Genomic DNA, 24,062 nt, shown 5'->3' with positions numbered 1-24,062 from the left:
AGCGTGGGGGCATGAGTTTCACCGATGAGTTGAAGAGCGCCGTCACCCCGCGAGCAGCCCTGCTGGTCATCGGCGTACTCGCCCTGCAGCTGCTGTTCATCGCCTCCTACGTGGGGGCGCTGCACGATCCGAAGCCGAGGGACGTGCCCTTCGGGGTTGTCGCTCCGGGGCCCGCCGCCGAGCAGGCGTCGGCCCGGCTCGGGAGCCTCCCCGATGAGCCGCTCGACCCCCGCGTGGTCGAGGACCAGGCCACGGCCCGGAAGCAGATCATGAACCGTGACATCGACGGTGCCCTGATCATCAACCCCCGGGCCACCACCGACACGCTCCTGGTCGCCTCCGGCGGCGGCACCGTCCTCGCCACCACGCTGGAGAAGATCGTCACCCAGCTCGAAGCGGCGGAGAACCGGACGGTCAGGACCGTGGACGTGGCGCCCGCGTCCCCCGAAGACTTCGACGGGCTCTCGTCCTTCTACCTGGTCGTCGGCTGGTGCGTCGGCGGCTATCTCTGCGCCTCGATCCTGGCGATCAGCGCGGGTTCCCGGGCCGCCAACCTCTCGCGCGCGCTGATCAGGACCTGCGTCATGGCGCTCTACTCGATCGCGGGCGGACTGGGCGGCGCGGTCATCATCGGGCCGATCCTGGGCGCCCTGCCCGGCAGCGTCCTGGCCCTGTGGGGCCTTGGCGCCCTGGTCGTCTTCGGGGTCGGCATGATCACGCTCGCCCTGCAGGCGCTCACCGGCATCGTGGGCATCGGCCTTGCCGTCCTGATCGTCGTCATCGCGGGCAACCCGAGCGCGGGCGGCGCCTTCCCGCTGCCGATGCTGCCGCCCTTCTGGGAGGCGATCGGCCCCTGGCTGCCACCGGGCGCCGGCACCTGGGCGGCGCGCTCCATCGCGTACTTCGAGGCCAACGCGATCACCGAACCACTGGTGGTGCTCACCGCCTGGGCGGCCGTGGGAGTCATCGTCACCCTGGCGATGTCAGCCCGGCACAGAGCGGACGCCGGCTCACTCGACCTCGCGGGCAAACCCATCGGGTGAGCAGCGCCCCGCAAGGGGCGCGGGGAACTGCGCGACCAGCCACATACGGCCCGCAGAGATCAGACAGCAGCACCCACCCCGTACCGAAAAAGCCCCACCCCCACTGATAACAGCAGGGGTGGGACCAGAAACTCCGCAAAGCGACCGGCGGATCAGCGACCAGCCTCAGCCGATCTCCGCACCAAGGGCACTCAGCGCCTCCGGCACCGGCTGGAAGAAGGTCTCACCGCCGGCGGAGCAGTCACCGCTGCCGCCCGAGGTCAGACCAAGCGCGGTGTCGCCCGCGAAGAGCGCGCCGCCGCTGTCACCGGGCTCGGCGCAGACGTCGGTCTGGATGAGTCCGTTGACGACGTCGCCGTTGCCGTAGTTCACGGTGGCGTCCAGGCCGGTGACCGTGCCGTCGTGCAGCTGCGTGGTCGAGCCACTGCGCTGCACCTTCTGGCCGACGGTCGCGTCGCCCGCCTTGGCGATGGCCTGGGTGGAGCCGTTGTAGAGGTTCACCTCGCTCGGGTGCGGGGTGTCGCCCGTGTACTTGACCAGGCCGTAGTCGTTGTCGGGGAAGCTGGAGTCGGTGTTCTCACCGATGACCGGGCCGCCCTGCTCCGCCGACCAGCTGGTGACCGCCTCCGTGCAGTGGCCCGCGGTCAGGAAGTGCGGCGCACCGTCCTTGACCACGTTGAAGCCGAGCGAGCAGCGGCTGCCGTCGCCCCAGATGGCGTCGCCACCTGCGATGAAGGGCTTGAACTCCCCCTTGCTGTGCTGGAGTTCGGCCTTCGACCCGAGCTTCTTCACCACGGCGTCGAGCTTGTCCATCTCGGCGCCCTTGACCGTGCGGTCCGCCGTCACGACGACCTTGTTGGTGGCCGGGTCGACCGCCCACGAGGTGCCGGGGATGGACGCCTTGTCGCTCAGCGTCGAGCGGGCGCTCTTCAGCTCGGCCAGGGAGTTCTCGACGATTCTCGCCTTGGCCCCGGCCGCCTCGGCCGTCTCCGCCGCCGTCTCGTCGAGGACGTTCACGACGAGGTTCTTGCCCTTGGCGTCGTAGTACGTGCCCGCGGCGTCCACGCCGAGGTCCTTGGCTATGGACGTGGCGAGCTTTCCGGCCTTTGCGACCGTGAGGGTGTCCGGCGTGGGGGTCGGGGCACTCTCACTCGCGTTCGCAGTCTGGAAGGTGACTCCGGCGGCGATCAGCGCGACAACGCCCGCGCCTGCGGCGGCCGCGCGTCCCTTGGGTATGCGTCGGTGCTTCAACTGACGTCCTCCTGTGGGGGGTCGGCCCGTTCGGTGTGGGGACCTTGGGGCCGGAAGGCGTACCGGCACGGAGTCGCACACGCTGGGAAAGCCGCGTCCATGCCAAAGGGTGCGGTCCACTATTCCGAGACCGTCCGGTAGCACACAAGGTCTACTTCAGGACGCGCACGCGACAAACACCGTGCGCCCCCTGCCCCTTCACCGAACCCGGTCTCGCCACGTCGGTTCCCGTTGCAAACACCGCGTGCGATCGGCCCTTCGGCAGCGGGTGAGGACTAGTCCTGTCCTGTTTTCGACTCTCCGCGCGCCGCCGGCTCTCCGGCTTCCGAATCCTGCGCACCGGATTCCGAGAGTGCGGGGGACGGCGCCTGCTGCGGCTGCGGGGCCGGTGGTTGGGCCTGCTGGGCCCGTTCGAGGAAGCGCAGAAGCTCGACGGGGAAGGGCAGGACGAGCGTGGAGTTCTTCTCGGCGGCGACCGCGACGACGGTCTGCAGCAGCCGCAGTTGGAGGGCCGCGGGCTCCTCCGACATCTCGTGGGCGGCCTCGGCGAGCTTCTTGGAGGCCTGCAGCTCGGCATCGGCGTTGATGACCCGGGCGCGGCGCTCACGGTCCGCCTCCGCCTGCCGCGCCATCGACCGCTTCATCGTCTCCGGAAGGGATACGTCCTTGATCTCGACCCGGTCGATCTGCACACCCCACCCGATGGCGGGCGAGTCGATCATCAACTCAAGGCCCTGGTTGAGCTTTTCGCGGTTGGAGAGCAGATCGTCCAGGTCGCTCTTGCCGATGATCGAGCGCAGGGACGTCTGGGCCATCTGCGAGACCGCGAAACGGTAGTCCTCGACCTGCACGACCGCCTCGGCCGCGTCGACCACCTTGAAGTAGATGACGGCGTCAACGCGCACCGTCACGTTGTCCCGCGTGATCCCGTCCTGCGCGGGCACCGGCATCGTCACGATCTGCATGTTCACCTTACGGAGCCGGTCGATCCCGGGGACGATCATCGTGAACCCCGGCCCGCGCACCGAACGCTGCAGCCGCCCGAGCCGGAGCACCACACCCCGCTCGTACTGCTTGACGACACGCGCCGCCGCCATGAAATAGACCGCTCCGACAGACCCGACGGCCACTCCCGCCGTCACCAGCTCCTCGACCATGCCGGCCCCCCAGGGTCCGAATTGGGCGTGTTGGGCGTGTACTTCGAAGGTAACCCCGCACGGCGCACAAAGGGAGACGGGAGACAAGGGTGAACCCCCGCCCGACGCCCGGGCGGAGGTGCACCTGCTGCTGGCTGCAGTCTTGCTCGTACGTGGATCAGACACTCATATGCGGATCAGGCGTACGCAATCAGTAGACGCTCACGCCGTACCGGCTCAGCGCCTCGGTGACCGGCTGGAAGAAGGTCGTGCCGCCCGAGGAGCAGTTCCCGCTGCCGCCCGATGTGAGGCCGAGCGCCTTCGTGCCCGCGTACAGCGGACCGCCGCTGTCGCCGGGCTCGGCGCAGACATTGGTCTTGATCATGCCGTAGACGATGTCGCCGCCGCCGTAGTTGACGGTCGCGTTGAGACCGGTGACCGAGCCGCTGTGGGTGCCGGTCGTGGAGCCGCGCCGCTTGACGGCCTGACCCACGGTGGGGTTGCCCGCGCTGGTGATGTCCTGGCTGCCGACCGTGCCCGACTTGGTGATCGACGTGTTGGTGTACCTGACGATGCCGTAGTCGTTGGTCGGGAAGCTGGAGCCATGCGTGGTGCCAAGCACCGTGGTCTTCGCGGAGTTGGCCCACCAGGTGCCCGCACCGTCGGTGCAGTGCCCGGCGGTCAGGAAGTAGTAGGTGGTGCCGCTGCGGACGTTGAAGCCGAGCGAACAGCGCCAGCTGGACGCGTAGATGGCGTCGCCGCCGGAGATCAGCTTGTTGAACTTGCCGGGGGTGCGCTCGATCTTGAGGGCGCCCGCGTTGCTGCCCGCCGCCTTCTTGATCTCGGCGATCTCGGCCTTGGAGACGGTACTGTCGGCGGTGACGACAAGGCGGTTGGTCGCCTTGTCGACGCTCCACGCGGTGCCCGCGACATCGGCGTCGAGCACCGCGTCGCCCGCCTTGGTGAGCTGCGCCGAGCTGAAGGTGGTGACGTCGTTGGCGTTCGCGGCGGGTACGGCGAGCGCGCCGGCGGCCACAAGTCCGGTGGCGATCGCGAGCAGACGAGTGCGTCTCGCTATGCCACTGCGGGGGGTGGTGCGCTTGATCCTCACTTGTTGTTCCTCCCGAGGGGAAGTCAGTGGGCCCGCGTGGGTTGGGAGCCCGTGAGGCGCAGCCAAGAAACAAAGGGCGGACCGGATTCCGGATACGCCGTGCCCCTGACAAGCGCTGCTCGGGAGTATTCGGGCCGAGGCGTGCCCGCACAAGGGCGGCTTTCGGCCGTCAGCCGGATACACGTCGACCGGCCCCGGTGGCTGTCGTACCTGTCGTACGCCACCGGGGCTCTGGGTCATCGGCTCCCAGTCAGACGTGTCACCGGCCGAGAAGGTTCCGTTCTCCGGCGGCGATCTCGGCGGTGAGGGTGTTGCCGGGCGGCGGGAAGGGGCAGATGAAGTGGTCGGCGAAGGCGCAGGGCGGCAGAAGCGCCCGGTTGAAGTCGACCGTCGTGCGCCCTTCCGAGTCCGGCGCGGCGGGCCGCAGGAAGCGGAAACGGTAGCTGGAGACCCCGCTGCTCGTGTCCGCGAACACCGCCCACAACGAGCCGTCGCCCTCCACCGACGCCTGGAGCGTGTGCCGGTTTCCGGCCAGGTCGAAGGCCAGCTCACCGCCGAGACCGAGCCCGCGCTCCACCCCGTCGGCGTTGCCCACGCGAACGGTGCGTACGCCGTCGACGGTGCTTTCGGCGTCGTACGGAGTGAAGCGCCCCGGCACCGCCCAGCGCTCGTCGTACGCGGTGGCCTCGATGCCCTGGAAGGCGCGGCGCGTGGCGGACTCCGGGTCGAAGTCGCGGACCGCCCAGAGCCCTTCGCGCCGGAGCACGACGAACCGCCGCTCGCCGAGCGCGACGCGGGCCGCGCCGACAGGGCCGGGGTCGGCGGCAAGGCGGGCCTCGCCGCCGAAGGGCTCCCCGTCGAGGGTGAGGCCGTCGCCGGGACCGGCGGTCAGGACGAGCTCGTCGCCCGCGTCGGTCCAGCGCCCGGGGATGTCCGGAAGTTGCCCCTCCGGATAGTCCGCGAGCCAGTGCGTGCCGGTGAGGGAGAGCGGGCCGTAGGGCGCGGAGACCGTCTCCGTCCGCTGCTCGTGCCAGTGCTTCCAGTCCTGTACGGCGTCGTTGTTCCCGGCGCTCGTTTCGGTGCTCATGGTGATCAACCCTTCCATATGGGCTCGCGCAGCCCGAGGTGTGAGCGCAGCGTCGTGCCCCGGTATTCCGTGCGGTACACGCCCCGCTCCTGGAGCAGCGGCACCACCCGGTCGACGAAGTCGTCGAGCCCGCCGGGGGTGAGGTGCGGGACGAGGATGAATCCGTCGGCGGCGCCGGTCGCCACGAACTCCTCCAGTTCGGCGGCGACGGCCTCCGGTGTGCCGACGAACGACTGTCGGGTCGTGGTCTCGATGACGGTCTGCCGGATGGAGAGCCCCTTGGCCCGGGAGAGCGCACGCCACTTCTCGGCGATCTCGATGGGGCCTCCCCTGCTCGAGCGAAGCCGAGAGCTTGGGGAAGCATCGGTGATCTTTACCCGGCCCTGGACGAGGGTCGATCCGGGGTCCGGGTCGATGTCGGGCAGCGGCCCGTCCGGGTCGTACGAGGACAGATCCACGCCCCAGACCTGTTCCAGGGCGAGGATCGCGTTCTGCGGGGAGACCTGCTGGCGGCGGATCTCGGCGGCGCGCTCCTGGGCGTCGGCGGCGGTGTCGCCGAGGACAAAGGTGACGCCGGGCATGATCTTCAGGTCATCCGGCTCTCGGCCGTACGTGGCGAGACGGCCCTTCACGTCGGCGTAGAACTCACGGCCCGCCTCCAGCGTGCCGTGCCGGGTGAAGACGACATCGGCAGCGGACGCGGCGAACTCCCGCCCCTCGGGCGAGTCCCCCGCCTGGATGACGACGGGATGCCCCTGCGGCGAGCGCGGCAGGGTGAACTCCCCCTCGATGTCGAAGTGTTGCCCGTGGTGCGCGAAGGGCCGCGGCTCGCCCTGCGGCGTCCAGGAGTCCCACAGCTCGCGCGCGGTCCTGACGAACTCGGCGGCGCGGGTGTACCGGTCCGCCCGGTCGAGATAGCCGCCGCGCCGAAAGTTCTCGCCGGTGAAGGCATCGGAGGAGGTGACGACGTTCCAGGCGGCGCGGCCCGCGCTGAGATGGTCCAACGAGCTGAGCCTGCGGGCCAGTTCGTAGGGCTCGTTGAAGGTCGCGTTGACCGTCCCGGCCAGGCCCAGGCGTTCGGTGACGGCGGCGAGCGCGGTCAGGACGGTGAGGGACTCGGGCCGCCCGACGACGTCCAGGTCATGGATGCGCCCCTTGTGCTCGCGCAGCCGAAGTCCTTCCGCGAGGAAGAAGAAGTCGAAGAGACCGCGCTCGGCGGTGCGGGCCAGATGCTCGAACGACGCGAAGTCGATCTGCGAGCGGGACCGCGGATCGGCCCAGACGGTGGTGTTGTTGACGCCGGGGAAATGCGCGGCGAGGTGCAACTGCCGCTTCTTCGACGCTTGCGTACGTTCACTCATGACGGTCCCCCGCGAGCGCGGCGTAACGGTTGGCGGGCCGGGCGAGGTCCAGGTGTTCCCGCAGGGTGCTGCCCGGATAGAACGTGCGGAACAACCCGCGGTGCTGCAGCAGCGCCACGGTGCCGTTGACCAGCCGCTCCAGGTCGCGGAGCGGCTCGGCGGGCCGCAGGTGGAATCCGTCGACGGCGCCGGACGCGTGCCAGGAGGCGATGAGTTCGGCGAGGTCGACGACGGCCTCGCCGTCGCCGAGGTCCACGGTGAGGTCGGCGAGGACCTTCAGCGCGTCCGGGTCGCGCCCGAACCCGGCAGCGGCCGCCCGCAGTTCGGCACGCGCGGCCTCCGCTCCGGGGAGCCCGGCGACACGGACAAGCGCGACATCCGCGTACCGCGCCGCGGTGTCGCGGGCGTGCGGAGCGGTGGCATCGACGACGGTCACCGGGTGACCCTGCGGCGGCCGGGGCACGATGGAAGGCCCCCGGACGGAGAAATGGCTCCCCTCGAAGTCGACGTAGTGCAGCTTGTCCCGGTCGATGAAGCGGCCGGTGGCCACGTCCCGTATCTCGGCGTCGTCCTCCCAGCTGTCCCACAACCACCGGGCCACATCGGCGACTTCACCGGCCTCCCGCCACAGCTCACCGGCCGACGCGGCATGCCGCCGTCCGAAGAGCCGGGCCTCCGCCTCGGTGTCCGACACGTCGACCGCCCAGCCGGCCCGCCCGTGGCTGACCCAGTCCAGGGTCGCCACGGCCGCCTGCACATGGAAAGGCTCGGTGTGTGTGGTCGTCACGGTGGGGACGAGCCCGATCCGCCCGGTGCCGGGCGCGACCCGCGCAAGCACGGCAAGCGCATCGGCCCCCGGCCGCCCGAAGGAGTCCCCGAGCGTCACAAAGTCGAGCAGCCCACGCTCGGCAAGCAGGGCCGACTCAGCGTAGGGGCCGGCTTCGTAGACCCCCGGTTGATCGATGGAGACGGCGAGGTGAAGGGTCATTGACAAACCTTTCCGGTGAGAAGACGCCCCCGAGGGGAGCGCCCCGAAGGGGCGCGGGGAACTGCGCGAGCAACCACGAAGCACCCGCAGCTGAAAACGGCTACGGCTTGGGCAACCCCGGCGGATTGATCCGAGACTTCGCCACGGCCTCACTGGAAAGCCCCCACCGCTTCAGAACCTCCCCATAACTCCCGTCCTTGATCAGGAAATTCAGCGCCGCGGCATAAGCATCAACAAGCCCGCTCCCCCGGCGGGTAGTCGCGGCAATCTCCCCCTGCACCAAGGCGCCCCCGCCAGAAACCGTGCCGACGATCTTCGTCTGACCAGCAGAAGCCACGTGATACGCCGCCGAAGGATTGGGCCCGAGATACGCGTCGATACGCCCCGACTGGAGGGCCAGGTAATAGTCGGAATCCTTCTGGAAGTACTTGATGTCAACCGGCTCACGCCCGGCCTTCTCGTTCTCCTTGCTCCAGTCGACAAGGATCTTCTCCTGGTTGGTGCCGGAAGAGACGGCGATCGTCTTCCCCGCCACGTCCGCCGGCTTCTTCACCGTCCAGTCGGCGTCCTCCCGCGCCTCGAAGGCAATGTTGTCGAGGCGGTACGTCGCGAAGTCGTACTTCTGCTTGCGCTCCTCGGTCACCGTGACATTGCCGAAGACCCCGTCGAACTTCCCGCTGTCCAGGCCGACGAAGAGGTTCTCCCAGGACACCTGCTCGAACTTCGGCTTCAGGCCGAGCGTGTCGGCGACCAGGATCGCGATGTCGACCTCGGAGCCGATGCGGGTCTTGTCGTCGGTGGCGTAGAAGCCGAGCGGTGCGGTCGAGTCGGCGCCGCCGCCGAGCCGCAACGTGCCGCGCCTGCGCACCTCTTCGGGTACGAGATCGGCGATCGCGTCGACCTTCTTGCCACGTACGCGGTTCTGATCGGGCCCGATGTTGATGTCGCCGACCTTCTTGGTGCCGGGCTTGCCGCCGCCGGTCGCGGCGTCGCTGTCCCCGCCGCAGGCGCCGAGCAGCGGCGCGATGGCCAGTGCGGCGACGGAGGCGGCGAGGGTACGTCGGGAAAGCATGCAAAAGCTCCTAGAAGGACTTGAACTAAAGGACCTTGGAAAGAAACGCGCGGGTACGTTCGTGCCGCGGCCGGTCGAGTACGTCACCGGGGGCGCCCTGCTCGACGACGAGTCCGTCGTCCATGAAGACGACCGTGTCGGCGACCTCGCGCGCGAAGCCGATCTCATGGGTGACGACGATCATCGTGGTGCCCTGGCGCGCCAAGTCCTTGATGACGTCGAGGACTTCACCCACCAGCTCGGGGTCGAGCGCGGACGTCGGCTCGTCGAAGAGCAGCAGTTTCGGCTCGACGGCGAGCGCGCGGGCGATGGCGACGCGCTGCTGCTGTCCGCCGGAGAGCTGCTTGGGGTAGGCGTCCGCCTTGTCGGCGAGCCCGACCCGGGCGAGCAGCGCCTCGGCGTCCGCGACGGCCTCCTTGCGGGGCCGCTTCAGCGCCGAGACCGGCGCCTCGACGATGTTCTCCAGGACGGTCAGATGCGGGAAGAGATGGAAGTTCTGGAAGACGAAGCCGATCTGGGTGCGCTGCTTGAGCACCTCGCGCTCGCGCAGCTCGTACAGCTTGTCGCCGGAGCGCCGGTAGCCGACGAGCGCGCCGTCGACGCTGATCCAGCCCTTGTCCACCTTCTCCAGGTGGTTGATGGCGCGCAGGAGCGTGGACTTGCCGGATCCGGAGGGGCCGAGGACGACGGTGACCTCGCCGGCCCGCACCTCCAGATCGATGCCTCGCAGCACGTCAAGCGATCCGAAGGACTTGTGCACGGACCGGAGTTCGACCATCGCGCTCATCGCGATTCCCCCTTGGAGAAGTGACGTTCGACGTAGTGCTGGAGGACGGAGAGGGCGGTGGTGAGCAGCACGTACCAGGCGGTGGCGACCATCAGGAGCGGCACGACGCGGCCGTTGCGGCCGTAGATGACCTGCACTTGGTAGAAGAGCTCGCCGATCGCCATCACGGAGACGATCGAGGTGCCCTTGAAGAGGGAGATGATCTCGTTGGCGGCGTTGGGCAGGATCGAGCGCATCGCCTGCGGGAGCACGATGCGGCGGATCTGCCGCAGCCTGGGGATGCCGAGCGCGGCCGCTGCCTCCAACTGGCCGCTGTCGACGGCCAGTACGCCGGCCCGCACGATCTCGGCGGCGTACGCGGCCTGGTGCAGCGCAAGGCCGAGGACGGCCGCGCTCATCGCGCCGACGAGCCCCATCGTGTCGAAGGAGAAGAAGCCGGGCCCGAACGGGATGCCGAACTGCAACTCCTTGTAGAGATAGGCCAGGTTGAACCAGAACAGCAGCTGCACGATGAGCGGGATCGACCGGAACGCCCAGATGTAGGCGAAGGCCACCGACTTCAGGAAGGGGCTCGCGGAGAGCCGCATGAAGGCGATCACGATGCCGAGCGCGAAGCCGAGCGCCGTGCCGTAGAAGGTGAGCTGGAGGGTGACCCAGACCGCCTCCAGGATCACGTCGGCGGTGAAGAACTCGGCGAACACCCCCCATTCCCAGCCGGAGTTGGTGGCGAGCCCGTGCACGAACTGGGCGACGAGGACGGCCGTGACGGCGACGGCCAACCAGCGCCAGGGGTGGCGCACCGGGACGACCTTCAGCGCACCGAAATCCTCTTTGGCGAGGTCATCGGTGGACGGCCTGCGCTCCGTCACGCTCATCGGGTCCGCTCCGAACCGCGCGCGTAGTGCCGCTCCACGTAGTACTGGCCGACGCTGAGCAGCGAGGTGACCACGACGTACCAGATGGTGGCGACCAGGAGCAGCGGGATCACCTGGTAGGTGCGGTGGTAGACCAACTGCACGGAGTACAGCAGGTCCTGCACCGCGATCACGCTGACGATCGAGGTGCCCTTGAGCGTGCCGATCAGCATGTTCCCGGCCGGCGGCACGATGGAACGCATGGCCTGCGGCAGGACGATCCGCCGCCATCTGCGCCACCGGCCGAGCCCGAGCGCCTGCGCGGCCTCGATCTGCCCGCGGTCGACGGAGAGGATGCCGCCGCGCACCACCTCGGCGGCGTACGCGGCCTCGTGCAGGGTCAGCCCGATGACGGCGATGCTGATCGGCCCGAGGAGGTTCACCGTCTTCACGCCGAAGAGGTACGGGTACAGCGCCCCGATGTTGAACCAGAACAGCAGCTGCACCAGGATCGGCATCGACCTGAAGAGCCAGACATATCCCCAACTCACGCCCCGCAGCACGGGGTTGGCCGACAGGCGCCCCGCGGCAAGCAGCGTGCCGAGCGCGAAGCCGAGCACCATGACGACGGCGGTCAGCCAGAGCGTCAGCCACAGGCCGCGCAGCACGGACGCGGAGGTGAAGTGTTCGCCGACCACGTCCCACTGGAACGCGTCATTGCGTACGACGGAGTTGACGGCGAGCCCGAGCAGCACCAGGACCACGGCGGCTGCTGCCCACTGTCCCGCGCGGCGCTGCGGCACGATGCGCGGGAGATCGGGCGGGGGATCTTGTGGAGGGGCGGTCGCGGCTTTGGCGAGCGTGTCGGAAGACATGGCGAAGGCTCCGTGGATACGGGAGGTGATGCCTTCACACGGACCGAGCCCCTCAGCACGATCCGCCTTGAGAGTAAGGGGCGGTTCACGCGCCCTGTCAAGACTGTCCAGGATATGAGCGTTACGTCTCACGGCAGTTGACGCGGAAACGGATGCCTGCTCCACTTGCCCCATGCATTCGCAGCAGTGGCTGGTCACGCGCTCCCACATCGACTTCGGTCGAGTGTGGTCCGCGTCGTGTTCGACGACTCTCTGAGCCGACCCCCTGCGCACTGAGCCCTTCTCTGTTCCCACTCTTCCCGGGTCTCTCCCGCCTTGCATCTCCCGTGCGCCCGCGCGCCGTTGACCCCGCCTTCACACGCGTACGCCACTGCTGCACCGCCATGAGCAGCGGCACCCCCTCCCCTCGCACGTCCGCTTCGCCCTGCCCTGCTGCCTGATGGAGACCGTCACGCCATGAGCAAGCCCCCGTACTCCCGCCGCATCCCCGCAGCTTTCGCCCTGATCACCGCCGCCACGCTCACGCTCACCGCCTGCGGTTCGGGCGGCTCCGCCGACACCACGGGCGGCGCGGCACCCGCGGGCAACAGCGACAAGATCCCCACCACGGACGTGGTCTCCTCGGTCAAGAAGAACGAGGCGGCGGCGGAGCTGCTCCCCTCGGACGTACGCGAACGGGGCACCCTCAATCTGGCGACCGCCGTCGGCGGCAGCCCACCGGGCAACACCTATCTGGAGGACGGGAAGACGATCGTCGGCCAGGACGCCGACTTCGCGGAGGCGGTCGCCAGGACACTCGGCCTGAAGCTGAATCGGGAGCCCGCGAGCTTCGAGGCGATCCTGCCCGCCCTGGACAGCGGCAAGTACGACCTGGGCACCGGCAACTTCGGCGTGACGGAGGAGCGGCGCAAGACGATCGACTTCGTCACGTACATCAATGACGGCCAGGGCTTCGCCGTCCGTGACGACAGCAAGCTGAAGAAGGTCACCGACTTCAAGCAGCTGTGCGGCCTGAACGTGGCGACCGGCGCGGGCACCACGTTCGAGGTCACCCTGGAGGACAACAAGCGCGTCTGCGACGACGCCGGCAAGAAGCCGTACAGCGTGAAGACGTACGCCGAGCAGAGCGCGATCTGGGGCTCGCTCCAGCAGGGCCGCAGCGATGTGGTGATGTCCACGATCAACGGCCTGCGCTATGCGGTCGCCCACCAGGAGGGCCTGAAGTTCCTGGGCGAGTACCACCGCCTCGACGTCGGCTTCGCCTTCAAGAAGGGCACGAAGCTGGCGCCGGCGTTCCAGGCGGCGGTGAACCAGCTGATCGCCGATGGCACGTATGCCCGCATCCTGAAGAAGTGGGACACGCAGGGCTCGGCGATAGAGAAGTCGCAGATCTCACCGCCGGAGGTCGCCGCCCCATAGGGGCGCGGGGAACTGCGCGACAAGCCCCCACCCACCCGCAGACGAAGCAAAGACCGCAAAGACCGCCGGGTACCTAAAGCCCGCAGTCACAACAAGCGCAGCACTCACAGCACGAGCAGCACCCACTGTCACCACAGTTGTTGCAACAACCCTCCCGCTTCTTGCGGGACCAGGGACCCTCGTACGAATCCGCACAGCACAGCTTGCAGGTGCAGCAGAGCCCGATGGCAACGGCACACCCCGCCCAGAAGCCCCGCTTCTCCGGCTTCGGGGGCGGGACCGGCTCGAATCCGGGGCCGCCTCCGAAGCCACCGGGCCCGCCGGGACCGCCCGGAGCCCCGCCACCGTACGGATTGCCACCCCCGTACGGAGACTGCTGCCCATAGGGATTGCCGCCCTGCGGCGGACCATAGGGACCACCCCCCTGCGGCGGCCCGAAGGAACCCCCCTGATGGGCCGTCACCTCATGGCTGTGCCCGCACGACTCGGTCCCGAAGGCACGGTCCACCGACCTGCTCAGCTCATGTGCGAGCAGCACATGCGCCAGCTTGCCGTCCGTGAACTCGGCATCCCGCAGCGCGAGCCGGATGCCGTGCACGGCGTCGTCGGCGAGCCGCCGGGCCTCCGCAAGGCCCGTACCCGTCGCCGCCAAGGGGTTCCACGCACCCGACGCGGCGTCAGCTTCCTTGTCCTCCACGGCGTCCAGGAGATGCGCGAGCCTGCCGAAGAGCCGACCGGCCTCGGCGAGCGGCTCGGAGTTGCCGGGCCTGCCCGCTATGACGGCGGTGTGCGCGAAGGCGGCCGCCGTCGCCGTCTCGGTGGGTTCGGTGACCGTCAGAAGCGAGGTGCCGGGGCCCGCCAAGCCCTCGATGCCGACCTGCCGTTCGACGGCGTCGACCAGGACCGCCGTGTCGAAGCCCACATCGGCACCGGTCCGCGCGCCCGCCCGGTCCCAGCTCCGCGCGACCTTCCGCGCGGCGGCGGCCACCGGCCTGCGCGCCAAGAGCCCGTCCCCGTCGACGACGTGGTCGCGCACCTTGGCCGACGCGAGCACCAGCGAGACGGCGGCGGCGAGCCGCGCGCCCTCGCCCTGCGCGACGGAGGCGGTCCGCATGCCGCGCAGCGGACAGGGCCCCGCGGTGCGCCGCCAGCCGGTCGACTTCTCGGCCTGAGCCTCCGTCAGAACCGAGATGATCAGGCCGTCGTAGTTGGTCACGACGCGGGCGAACTGCCCGTGGTCACCGCGCAGCGCGAGGCAGAGCCCGCACAGATGCGCCATCCACTGTGTCTTCAGACCCTCGCCGAGGCGGTGGCTGCATGGCCTGACGATTCCGAACAAGACGACTCCCCCGAGAAGCCCGGCGAACGATCAACTCCGGCATCGTATCCAGGGGTCCGTTCACCCGGACGCACCGGCCGTCACCCAAACGCCGTGAAAATCATATTTCACTCACAGTCAGCAACCGTATACGGCAAGACCCTTGAGGAATAACGTGCTTCGGGCCGTTGACTCTGCACCAGTACCGTCACGAAAACCCCGCGCGGCGACTATCCACTTGGCGCATCATCCGCATCATGGACGAACATGGGGATGCGGAAAGCAGAAAGCCCGCTGTGAGAGGAGGCGTCCATGGGATCGGTGCGCAAGGCGAGTGCCTGGCTTGGCCTCGTCGACGACAACAATGACGAGCGTTACTACGACGGCTACGACGATGACGGTGCCGAGGGACCCGGCGATGCCTGGGTCACCGACCCGCGGGTGCGGGTGGCGAGCGAGACGGCCGAGGAGCAGGGCCGCCGGATCGGGACCGTGACCCCGGACAGCTTCCGGGACGCACGCGGCATCGGCGAGATGTTCCGGGACGGCGTCCCGGTCATCGTGAACCTCACCTCGATGGAGCCCGGCGACGCCAAGCGCGTCGTGGACTTCGCGGCCGGCCTGACCTTCGGCCTTCGCGGCTCCATCGAGCGCGTGGCCACGCGGGTCTTCCTGCTCACGCCCGCCGACACACAGATCGTCAACGGGGAGGCGGCGAGCCGCCCCGTTGACGGTTTCTTCAACCAGAGCTAGCGGGCGAGGCCGCTCACCGGAAGGCGTCGATGCCGGTGAGCGCCTTGCCCAGGACGAGCTGGTGCATCTCGACGGTGCCCTCGTAGGTGAGGACCGACTCGAGGTTCGTCGCGTGCCGCATCACGGGGTATTCGAGCGAGATCCCGTTGGCGCCGAGGATCGTCCGTGACGTACGGCAGATCTCGATCGCTTCTCGTACGTTGTTGAGCTTGCCGAAGCTGACCTGCTCGGGGCGGAGCCGGCCCGCGTCCATGCGCCGGCCGAGGTGGTGCGCGAGCAGGATGCCCTTGTGCAGCTCGACCGCCATGTCGGCGAGCTTGGCCTGGGTGAGCTGGAAGCCGCCGATGGGCCGGCCGAACTGCTCGCGGGTCTTGGAGTAGGCGACGGCCGCCTCGAACGAGGAGCGGGCGGCGCCCATGGCTCCCCAGACGATGCCGTAGCGCGCGTGGGAGAGGCAGCTCAGCGGGCCCTTGAGGCCGGTGACCTCGGGAAGCACCGCGTCGGCGGGCAGCCGCACCTCGTCCATCACCAGCTCGCTGGTGACGCTCGCGCGCAGCGACCACTTGTGCTTGATCTCGGGCGCCGAGAAGCCGGGGGCGTCGGTCGGCACGACGAATCCCCTGATCCCGTCGTCGGTGTGCGCCCAGACGACGGCGACGCCCGCGACGGATCCGTTGGTGATCCACATCTTGCGGCCGGTCAGCACCCAGTCGGTGCCGTCCTTCTTCGCGAACGTGCGCATGGACGCCGGGTCGGAGCCGTGGTCGGGCTCGGTGAGCCCGAAGCAGCCGATGATCTCCCCCGCGGCCATCCCCGGCAGCCAGCGCTGCTTCTGCTCCTCGGAGCCGAAGCGGTGGATGGCGTACATGGCGAGGGAGCCCTGCACGGAGACGAGCGAGCGGATGCCGGAGTCGGCGGCCTCCAGCTCAAGGCAGGCGAGCCCGTACTGGACGGCGCTCGCGCCGGCGCAGCCGTAGCCCTGAAGGGACATGCCGAGCGCGCCGATCGAGCCGAGCTCGCGGGCAAGATCGCGGATGCCGGGCAGCTCGCCCTTCTCGTACCACTCGGCGATGTGCGGCAGGACGCGGTCGGCCGCCCAGGTGCGGACGGTCTCCCGGATCGCGAGGTCCTCCGGGTCGAGGAGGTCGTCGATGCCGAGCGGGTCGGTGGGGTCGAAGGGCGGCAGGGTGCGGCTGCTTGCGGACATGACGGGCCTCCGGCGGCGCAAAAACTAGCAGTGTTAGCTACTGACGACTCGCGCTGACGCTACGACGCGGTGTCCCGCACGTCCAGGCCACCTCGGGCCCGGCCGGGAACCGGCTCAGCGGACCGACTCCGCGGCGACCACCGTCGCGTCACGGGGCGCCGGTATCCCCGGCTCGGCCTTGGCCTCGGGCTCCGCCGCGCCGCACTCCATGGTCCGCGGCAGGCGCAGTGCCATCAGCGCGCCGAGCAGCAGCAGCCCCGCGCTGACCAGCAGGGTCACATGCAGCCCGTGCACGAAGGACTCGCGCGCGGCGTTGCGCAGCGCGGTCCCCGCGTTGCCGCCGAGCCGCGACGCGATCTCGTACGCCTCACCGAGCGAGTGCCCCGCGGCGGCGCTCTCCTTGGCGGGGACGCCGGGTACGGAGGAGAGCCCCGGCGCGTACGCAGCGTTCATGACGCTGCCGAGCAGCGCGATGCCGATGCCCGCGCCCAGCTGGTACGAGGTCTCGCCGATGGCGGCGGCGCCGCCCGCCTGCGACTGGGGCGCCTCGCTGAGCATCGACTCGTACGAGCCGAAGAGCGTGGTCTGCAGGCCGAGGCCGAGCAGGACGAAGCTGGTCAGGAGCAGCGGGTCATTGGCCCGGTCGCCCATCCCGGTGAGCACCATCACGGCCACCGCGGTGAGGGTGAAGCCGGAGGCGACCATCGTGCGCGGGCCGAAGCGGTGCAGCAGCTTCGATCCGGCAAGGCCCGCGGCCATCGCGGCGACGGTGAGCGGCACGAGCCGCATACCGGTCTCCATCGGGGAGAGGCCGAGCACCAGCTGCAGATACTGCGCGGCGACCAGTTCCAGGCCCACCAGGGCGAGCATCGCGAGCACGATGCAGCCGAGCGAGGTGGAGAACGCGGGCCGCGCGAACATCGACAGGTCTATGAGCGGATGCTTGCGCCGCCGCTGCCTGCGCACGAAGCCGATCAGGAGGGCCGTGCCGACGGCGAACGAGAGGAGGGTCGTCATGCCGAACGGCGACTCGCCGCCGCCCGCGCGCTTCACCGCGAAGACGAGACCGAAGAGGCCGCCCGCCGCCATCAGCGCGCCGACGACGTCCCACGGTCCGTTGCGGTCGCCCGTCGACTCGGGGAGCAGCCAGCGCCCGATGGGCAGGCTGACCAGCATCAGCGGGATATTTATGAGGAAGACCGAGCCCCACCAGAAGTGCTCGAGCAGGAAGCCGCCGAGCAGCGGCCCGCCCGCGGCGCCGATGCCGGCCACCGCGCTCCACACGCCGATGGCGACGGCACGCTCGCGCCGGTCGGGGAAGACCTGCCGGAGGATCGAGAGGGTCGCGGGCATGATCATCGCGCCGCCGACGCCGAGCAGGGCGCGGGCCGCGATCAGGACCTGGGCGTTGTCCGCCGTGGCCGCGACGGCCGAGGCCACGCCGAAGAGCGCGTATCCGAGCAGCAGCACACGCCGCCGGCCCACCCGGTCACCGAGGGTGCCGAAGAGGATGAGCAGCGAGGCGCAGACCAGTGGATAGACGTCGACGATCCACAGCAGCTCGATGCCGCCGGGCTTCAGGTCCTCCGTGACGGCGGGCACCGCGACGTGCAGCACCGTGGCGTCGACAGCGACGAGCAGCAGGCTGACGCAGAGGACGACGAGCACCAGCCAGCGGTTGGCGCCCTCCTGCGACCTGGGCACCCGACGGCCGGAGGGAGCAGTGGCCGTGGTTGTCCCCGACATGTGCGATACCTCCCAGTGATCCCTCGCATCGGCGGCCCGCGGGACGTGATCTCCCAGCTGGCGGCGGCGAAAGGCGAGTGAGCCGTCAGAGTACGCGAGTTCACGGCCGTGGCGCGTGGCGGACCTCTCATGGTTGTGCGCAGACCGTGTGGCGTACGCCACGCCGCCCACCCATGGACCACGCATGGACCACGCACCCGGGCCGCCGCGCGGTTCCTGCGTACGCCGATAATCGAGCCCGTGACCGACCTCGATCAATGCCTGCCGCGGCCCTCGTACGGCGCCCGCGCGGGGACCGCTCTGCGCCGTGCCGCGCCCGCGCTCCTCGCCTACGCCGGGGTGCGCGCCCTGGGCATCGCGGTCCTCGCGGTGTGGAGCGCCGCGGCGGGCAAGAGCCCGCACACGCTGCTCACCGCCCGCTGGGACTCGCTCTGGTACACCCGCGTCGCCGAGTTCGGCTACGGCTGGGAGGTGAAGCTGCCGGACGGCAGCGTCCACTCCAACCTGGCGTTCTTCCCCCTGCTCCCCTGGCTGGAGCGGCTTGTCTCGGCGGTCAGCCCGTTGTCGTACGCCGATGCGGGCCTGGTGGTGAGCTGGCTCGCGTCGCTCTGCGCGGCCGGAGGGATCTTCGCGGTCGCCGATCATCTGTACGGGCGCCGGGCGGGGATCTGCGCGGTCGCGCTGTGGGCGGTGCTGCCGGTCGGCATCGTGCAGTCGATGGCGTACAGCGAGTCACTGTTCACCGCGCTCGCGGCCTGGTCGCTGTACGCGGTGCTCACGGGCCGCTGGGTGTGGGCGGGAGTGTTCGCCTCCCTCGCGGGTCTCACCCGCCCCGTGGGCGCCGCGGTGGTCGCCGCGATCTGGGTGACGGCCGCCGTCCGCGTCCACCGGGAGCGGCGGGCCGACGCGCGGATGATCCTCGGGGTGCTTCTGGCACCGCTCGGCGCGGCGGGATATGTGCTCTGGGTCGGCCACCGCACCGGCGACGGTCTCTTCGGCTATCTCGACGTCCAGGCCGGGTGGGGCAACGGCTTCGACTTCGGTTACGCCTTCGCGCGCTTCATCGGCGACAAGTTCACCGGCTTCCCCGCGGCCCTGGCCGGCGTCGGCCTGATCATCGGGGTCGCCCTGCTGATCTGGCTGTACGTCATCGGCGTACGCCAGAAGCAGCCACTTACGCTTCTCGTCTACACGGGCTTCGTCGTCGCGCTCGCCCTGTGCGCGGCCGGCTACTTCGGCTCGAAGCCGCGCCTCCTGCTGCCCGCGTTCCCGCTGCTCCTGCCGCTCGCGGTGGCCCTCGCCCGGCTGCGTACGTCCAGGTCGGCGCTGGTGCTCGGGGGTGTGGCCGTGGCGAGCGCGGTGTACGGGGCATTCTGGCTCAACGGCTCGGGACCTCCATGATCATTAACTCGCCCCTCCGGTGATCGAGCGGAAAATTCCGGGCCAGGTCCCGGTGAACGAATAAATAAGCGCCATAAAACTGCTGCGATAATGATCAAAGAATTGGGTAAGGAGATCGTCGCGGAATAGGGAAAGGCGGGGAATAAGCCACCGTCTGAGATCAATGCCACATCACATCGTCATCACAAAGCCACTGATTCGGCCTAGTTCCGCACTCACTCGCTGTAACGTCGATTGAGTGCGTACCGAACGAAACCTCACCCGTCTGGATCGGGTCTTCGCCCGGCTAGACCGTGAGCCGGAGCGACCGGCCGGCCTCGATGTGCCGAGGATGAGCAGGCACCGGATCGTGCTCTTCAGCGCGACCCTGGCCTTCTACCTCGCCATCGTGGTCGCCGTGCTGACCACTTCTTGGCTGGTGCGGTTCGACTGGCAGGTCATGTTCTTCCGGCCCTATCAGCAGTGGCCCGAGATCCACGCGTTCCTCGACTACTGGGTGGTCCTCGGCCAGCGCGGTCCGACCGCCGTGATGGTCGCGGCCTGGCTGGGCTGGCGCTCCTGGCGGCAGCACACCATCCGCCCGCTCCTGATGTTCGGCGCCTCCCTGCTGCTGCTCAACGTCACTGTCGGCGCGGCCAAGATCGGCATGGGCCGCCTCGGCCCGCACTACGCCACCACGATCGGCGCCCACGAGATGGGGCTCGGCGGCGATATATTCCCCAGCGGCCACACCGCCAACGCGGTCGTGACCTGGGGAATCCTGGCCTACCTTGCCTCCACCCCGGTCACCCGCCGCTATCTGTCGGCGCTCTCCGCCGTGGTCTCCCTCAGCGTGGGTCTGACCACCGTCTACCTCGGTACGCACTGGCTGAGCGATGTGCTGCTCGGCTGGGCCGCCGGTCTGCTGATCCTGCTCGCCCTGCCCTGGGTGGAGCCGCTGATCGACCGGATCGAGGGCTGGATCTTCGACGTGCGGGAGAGCTTGCGCCGCCGCCGCACCGGTGCCTCGGCCCCGGCCGCCCCGCTGCCCGCTCCGGTGCCGCGGCCCGGCGCTCCGGCCGACGAGCCGCCGGTCCTCGAGCCGGTCGGCGCCGCGCGGCCCGCCCGCGCCCCGGCCTATCTCGCGCCGGGACCGCACACACCGCGCTCCGAGCGCAGCCCGGTCACCCCGGCGGGCAGCCGCCGCCCGCCGCACTCCGAGCGGGGCTCGCGCCCCGCATCGTCGGCCCGCCCGATGGCAGGCGGTCCGACCTCCTAGCAGCGGGGACGGTACGCACAACCACACCCCCGCATGGCGAAGGCCCCGGTTCCCTCACAGGAGCCGGGGCCTTCGCCATGCGCACGGCCGGGCCGGAAGCGGCCTTCAGCCCTTCCAGCAGCGGATCACGACGCCTTCCTTGACCTCGAAGTTGAGCCGCCCCGCGAGGTACTCCATGGTGATGATCGCGCCCGGCGGCAGCGACCTGACGGTGGACCAGCCACGCTCGCGGGCTTGCCGCTCGGCGCCTTCGGCGGCGAGGCCGACGTAGGCGTCCGGGGTGTCCTGGGGTTCGGCGGGAGGGGTCGGAATAGGTGCCATGGCCGCCACGTTAGGCGGCGCGGCCCCGCCGGGGAAGGCCGGGGCCGGACACCATGCGTCACCTATCCCACCCCGGTCACACTTTTGTCACAGCATCACGACGCCCGTTTCACCCTAACTCCGTCACACGTACGGGCGGTTCCGTACGCGTCCGGAAGTGATTCATGGATTTCCCACAGGCTCCCCGAGACACTTCTGATACGGCGCGAATGGGGCGGCCAAAAGGTCGGCGAGTTGCCTTTACAGACCCTCCGCATTTCCGAATCGTGGGCGGTCCACAGGATGTGACACCGCATAGGGAATTCAGGGTTCCGGCACAGCGGGCCGGTACGCCCTCTGTCGGAGTCGGGTGTGACGCGAGCATCATGGCGGGTGCTTCGGTCAGGCCCAGGGCGCGACGGCGAAGGGGCAGGCGATGGGGACTGAGACCGCACAGGCGGCGGCACCACCGGTCCGGGAGAGGCATCTCGGCCGGGTTCTCGTGGACTGGCTGACCACCACCGACCACAAGAAGATCGGTCATCTGTACCTGATCACGTCGTTCGTGTTCTTCCTGGCCGCCGGCGTGATGGCGCTGATGATGCGGGCCGAGCTCGCCCGCCCCGGGCTGCAGCTGATGTCGAACAACGAGTTCAACCAGATGTTCACCCTGCACGGCACGATCATGCTGCTGCTCTTCGCGACCCCGACCTTCGCGGGCTTCGCCAACGAGATCATGCCGCTGCAGATCGGCGCGCCCGACGTCGCCTTCCCGCGCCTGAACATGCTCTCGTACTGGCTGTTCCTCTTCGGCGGCCTGATGGTGCTCGGCTCACTGCTCGTGCCGAGCGGGCCCGCGGCCTTCGGCTGGTTCGCCTACGCCCCGCTCAACAGCCTGGAGCGGTCGCCGGGCATCGGCGCCGACCTGTGGATCATGGGGCTCGCGCTCTCCGGGTTCGGCACGATCCTCGGCTCGGTGAACTTCCTGACGACCATCATCGGGATGCGGGCGCCCGGCATGACGATGTTCCGGATGCCCATCTTCACCTGGAATGTGCTGTTTACGTCGATCCTGGTGCTCATCGCGTTCCCGGTGCTCGCGGCCGCGCTGCTCGTCCTGGAGGCGGACCGGCGCTTCCACTCCATGGTGTTCGCCTCGGAGAACGGCGGTGCGCTGCTGTGGCAGCACCTCTTCTGGTTCTTCGGGCATCCCGAGGTCTACATCATCGCGCTGCCGTTCTTCGGCATCATCACGGAGATCATCCCGGTCTTCAGCCGGAAACCGATCTTCGGCTATGTGCCGCTGGTCGGCGCGACGATGGCCATCACCGGGCTCTCGGTCGTCGTGTGGGCGCACCACATGTTCGCGACGGGCGCGGTCCTGCTGCCCTTCTTCTCCTTCATGTCCTTCCTGATCGCGGTGCCCACCGGGGTGAAGTTCTTCAACTGGACGGGGACGATGCTCAAGGGCTCACTGTCCTTCGAGACCCCGATGCTGTGGGCGATCGGCTTCCTGGTGAGCTTCCTCTTCGGCGGCCTGACGGGCGTCATCCTGGCCTCGCCGCCCCTGGACTTCCATGTCACCGACTCGTACTTCGTGGTGGCGCACTTCCACTACGTCGTCTTCGGCACCGTCGTCTTCGCGACCTTCGGCGGCTTCTACTTCTGGTGGCCCAAGCTCACCGGGAAGCTGCTCGACGAACGGCTCGGCAGGATCCACTTCTGGACGCTCTTCGTCGGCTTCCACACGACGTTCCTGGTGCAGCACTGGCTGGGCGCCGAGGGCATGCCGCGCCGTTACGCGGACTACCTGGCGGCGGACGGCTTCACCGCGCTCAACACCATCTCGTCGATCGGGGCGTTCCTGCTCGGCATGTCCACGCTGCCGTTCCTCTACAACCTCTGGAAGACCGCCAAGTACGGCAAGAAGGTCGAGGTCGACGACCCCTGGGGCTACGGCCGCTCCCTGGAGTGGGCGACCTCCTGCCCGGCACCGCGCCACAACTTCGTCACGCTGCCCCGGATCCGCTCGGAGTCCCCGGCGTTCGATCTGCACCATCCCGAGTACGCGGCGCTCAAGGCGCCGGACGCCCGGCCGCCGGCTCCGCGGGCCGAGCCCCCCGGTCCAGGGCCCGGCTCAGCAGGTCCCGCGCCGAGCTGAGCCGGCCGGTGAGGTCGGCCGGCTCGACGACCTCGAACTCGAAGCCCATCAGCAGCACATGGATCACCATGACGTCCAGGCTCATGGCTCCCGTGTGCAGCAGACAGCTCCCCTCGCTCTCGGCCTCCAGCGTCCCGTCCGACGGGGTGACCCGCTCGGCGGCCGTCTCCAGGGGCACGAGCAGCCGGATCACCGCCTGTGCGGCGTACGCACGGGTGGAGACGCCCTTGGAGACGTACGCGGCGAGGTCGTCGGCGGGCAGGGTGCGCGGGGTGAAGCGCGGGCCGTGCGGCGGTCTGGGCTCGACGCGGTCCGCGCGGAACGTGCGCCAGTCGTCGCGGTCCACGTCCCAGGCGACCAGATACCAGCGCTGCTCGGTGCAGACGAGGCGGTGCGGTTCGACGGTGCGGCGGCTCGAACTGCCGCCGTGGTCGCGGTAGTCGAAGCGCAGCCGCTCCGAGTCCCGGCAGGCGCCCGCGAGTTCGGTGAGGACCACGGGGTCGACGGCCTGCTGCCGCTGCGGCCTGAGCATCGGCACGGTGAAGGCGTTCAGCGCGCCGACCCGGCGCCGCAGCCTGTCGGGCAGCACCTGTTCCAGCTTGGTCAGGGCGCGTACGGAGGTCTCACCGATGCCCTCGATGCCCTGCCCCGCGGCGGTGCGCAGGCCCACCGCCACCGCGACCGCCTCGTCGTCGTCCAGGAGCAGCGGCGGCAGCTGGGCGCCCGCCCCCAGTTGGTAGCCGCCGCCCGTGCCGGGGCTCGCGTTGACGGGGTAGCCGAGCTCGCGCAGCCGGTCCACGTCACGGCGGACGGTGCGCGGGGTGACGCCGAGCCGGTCGGCCAGGTCCGCCCCCGACCAGTCGCGGTGGGCCTGCAGCAGCGAGAGCAGGCGGAGCAGTCGTGCGGAGGTCTCCAACATGGGGGTGATTGTGCC

21 protein-coding genes are annotated in these 24,062 nt (G+C 69.5%); 6 read left to right on the top strand and 15 right to left on the bottom strand.

What is annotated here, in order from left to right:
- Positions 1–11 precede the first annotated feature (11 nt).
- The gene (locus AB0G47_RS34220; protein WP_360777916.1) at positions 12–1,043 is read left to right on the top strand and encodes a DUF3533 domain-containing protein; all 1,032 of its coding nucleotides are present in this window, start codon (positions 12–14) and stop codon (positions 1,041–1,043) included.
- 165 nt (positions 1,044–1,208) lie between these two features.
- Here the strand turns inward: AB0G47_RS34220 and AB0G47_RS34215 are convergent, their stop codons facing one another.
- The 10 genes from AB0G47_RS34215 to AB0G47_RS34170 all read right to left on the bottom strand — a co-directional run bounded on the left by AB0G47_RS34215 (position 1,209) and on the right by AB0G47_RS34170 (position 11,565).
- The gene (locus AB0G47_RS34215) at positions 1,209–2,294 is read right to left on the bottom strand and encodes a S1 family peptidase (protein WP_360777914.1); all 1,086 of its coding nucleotides are present in this window, start codon (positions 2,292–2,294) and stop codon (positions 1,209–1,211) included.
- Positions 2,295–2,569: 275 nt separating this feature from the next.
- A complete protein-coding gene (locus AB0G47_RS34210) occupies positions 2,570–3,451 on the bottom strand; it encodes a slipin family protein (RefSeq protein ID WP_360777913.1) in 882 nt (293 codons plus the stop codon).
- A 190-nt stretch (positions 3,452–3,641) separates the two neighbouring features.
- Positions 3,642–4,541 (bottom strand): S1 family peptidase, encoded by a 900-nt coding sequence (locus AB0G47_RS34205; protein ID WP_360777911.1) that lies wholly within the window; start codon positions 4,539–4,541, stop codon positions 3,642–3,644.
- Between the two features lie 259 nt (positions 4,542–4,800).
- On the bottom strand, positions 4,801–5,628 hold the full coding sequence (locus AB0G47_RS34200) for a DUF1684 domain-containing protein (RefSeq protein WP_360777909.1): 828 nt from the start codon (positions 5,626–5,628) through the stop codon (positions 4,801–4,803).
- Between the two features lie 5 nt (positions 5,629–5,633).
- Positions 5,634–6,989, bottom strand: coding sequence for an NtaA/DmoA family FMN-dependent monooxygenase (locus AB0G47_RS34195; protein ID WP_360777907.1), 1,356 nt, complete (start codon positions 6,987–6,989; stop codon positions 5,634–5,636).
- Complete coding sequence (locus tag AB0G47_RS34190; protein WP_360777905.1) at positions 6,982–7,977, bottom strand: LLM class flavin-dependent oxidoreductase; 996 nt, start codon at positions 7,975–7,977, stop codon at positions 6,982–6,984. The genes AB0G47_RS34195 and AB0G47_RS34190 overlap by 8 nt, the downstream gene beginning before the upstream one ends.
- Positions 7,978–8,077: 100 nt before the next feature.
- On the bottom strand, positions 8,078–9,049 hold the full coding sequence (locus AB0G47_RS34185) for an ABC transporter substrate-binding protein (RefSeq protein ID WP_360777903.1): 972 nt from the start codon (positions 9,047–9,049) through the stop codon (positions 8,078–8,080).
- Between the two features lie 25 nt (positions 9,050–9,074).
- Complete coding sequence (locus AB0G47_RS34180; RefSeq protein ID WP_360777901.1) at positions 9,075–9,836, bottom strand: amino acid ABC transporter ATP-binding protein; 762 nt, start codon at positions 9,834–9,836, stop codon at positions 9,075–9,077.
- Complete coding sequence (locus tag AB0G47_RS34175; RefSeq protein WP_360777899.1) at positions 9,833–10,711, bottom strand: amino acid ABC transporter permease; 879 nt, start codon at positions 10,709–10,711, stop codon at positions 9,833–9,835. The genes AB0G47_RS34180 and AB0G47_RS34175 overlap by 4 nt, the downstream gene beginning before the upstream one ends.
- Positions 10,708–11,565, bottom strand: coding sequence for an amino acid ABC transporter permease (locus AB0G47_RS34170; protein WP_360777898.1), 858 nt, complete (start codon positions 11,563–11,565; stop codon positions 10,708–10,710). The genes AB0G47_RS34175 and AB0G47_RS34170 overlap by 4 nt, the downstream gene beginning before the upstream one ends.
- A 456-nt stretch (positions 11,566–12,021) precedes the next feature.
- On the opposite strand from AB0G47_RS34170, the gene AB0G47_RS34165 reads away from it, so the two are divergent.
- Positions 12,022–12,984: an ABC transporter substrate-binding protein gene (locus tag AB0G47_RS34165; protein WP_360777896.1), complete on the top strand. Its 963-nt coding sequence runs from the start codon at positions 12,022–12,024 to the stop codon at positions 12,982–12,984.
- 73 nt (positions 12,985–13,057) lie between these two features.
- On the opposite strand, the gene AB0G47_RS34160 is transcribed toward AB0G47_RS34165, so the two are convergent.
- Entirely contained in the window at positions 13,058–14,323 is a 1,266-nt protein-coding gene (locus tag AB0G47_RS34160) for a DUF5685 family protein (RefSeq protein ID WP_360777894.1), read from the bottom strand.
- Positions 14,324–14,614: 291 nt separating this feature from the next.
- Between AB0G47_RS34160 and AB0G47_RS34155 the strand changes: the two genes are divergently transcribed.
- Complete coding sequence (locus AB0G47_RS34155) at positions 14,615–15,055, top strand: cell division protein SepF (protein WP_135331402.1); 441 nt, start codon at positions 14,615–14,617, stop codon at positions 15,053–15,055.
- Between the two features lie 13 nt (positions 15,056–15,068).
- Here AB0G47_RS34155 and AB0G47_RS34150 read toward each other — a convergent pair whose 3' ends face one another.
- Together AB0G47_RS34150 and AB0G47_RS34145 are read right to left on the bottom strand one after the other, a co-directional pair.
- Entirely contained in the window at positions 15,069–16,262 is a 1,194-nt protein-coding gene (locus AB0G47_RS34150) for an acyl-CoA dehydrogenase family protein (protein ID WP_360777891.1), read from the bottom strand.
- A 114-nt stretch (positions 16,263–16,376) separates the two neighbouring features.
- The gene (locus AB0G47_RS34145) at positions 16,377–18,008 is read right to left on the bottom strand and encodes an MFS transporter (protein ID WP_360777889.1); all 1,632 of its coding nucleotides are present in this window, start codon (positions 18,006–18,008) and stop codon (positions 16,377–16,379) included.
- Between the two features lie 240 nt (positions 18,009–18,248).
- On the opposite strand from AB0G47_RS34145, the gene AB0G47_RS34140 reads away from it, so the two are divergent.
- Positions 18,249–19,409, top strand: a complete 1,161-nt coding sequence (locus AB0G47_RS34140; RefSeq protein WP_360777887.1) for a glycosyltransferase family 39 protein — start codon at positions 18,249–18,251, stop codon at positions 19,407–19,409.
- Positions 19,410–19,647: 238 nt separating this feature from the next.
- Positions 19,648–20,667: a phosphatase PAP2 family protein gene (locus tag AB0G47_RS34135; RefSeq protein WP_360777885.1), complete on the top strand. Its 1,020-nt coding sequence runs from the start codon at positions 19,648–19,650 to the stop codon at positions 20,665–20,667.
- Positions 20,668–20,772: 105 nt separating this feature from the next.
- Here AB0G47_RS34135 and AB0G47_RS34130 read toward each other — a convergent pair whose 3' ends face one another.
- Complete coding sequence (locus AB0G47_RS34130; RefSeq protein ID WP_266868660.1) at positions 20,773–20,988, bottom strand: I78 family peptidase inhibitor; 216 nt, start codon at positions 20,986–20,988, stop codon at positions 20,773–20,775.
- 415 nt (positions 20,989–21,403) lie between these two features.
- On the opposite strand from AB0G47_RS34130, the gene ctaD reads away from it, so the two are divergent.
- A complete protein-coding gene (gene ctaD, locus AB0G47_RS34125) occupies positions 21,404–23,128 on the top strand; it encodes a cytochrome c oxidase subunit I (RefSeq protein ID WP_360777883.1) in 1,725 nt (574 codons plus the stop codon).
- Here the strand turns inward: ctaD and AB0G47_RS34120 are convergent.
- Entirely contained in the window at positions 23,043–24,047 is a 1,005-nt protein-coding gene (locus tag AB0G47_RS34120) for a YafY family protein (protein ID WP_360777882.1), read from the bottom strand. The genes ctaD and AB0G47_RS34120 overlap by 86 nt on opposite strands.
- Positions 24,048–24,062: the final 15 nt, after the last annotated feature.

It is taken from the genome of Streptomyces sp. NPDC021622 (assembly GCF_040640795.1).
GTDB lineage: Bacteria > Actinomycetota > Actinomycetes > Streptomycetales > Streptomycetaceae > Streptomyces.
Note: the sequence above shows the minus strand (reverse complement) of the source record. Positions and strands in the feature narration are given on the sequence as shown.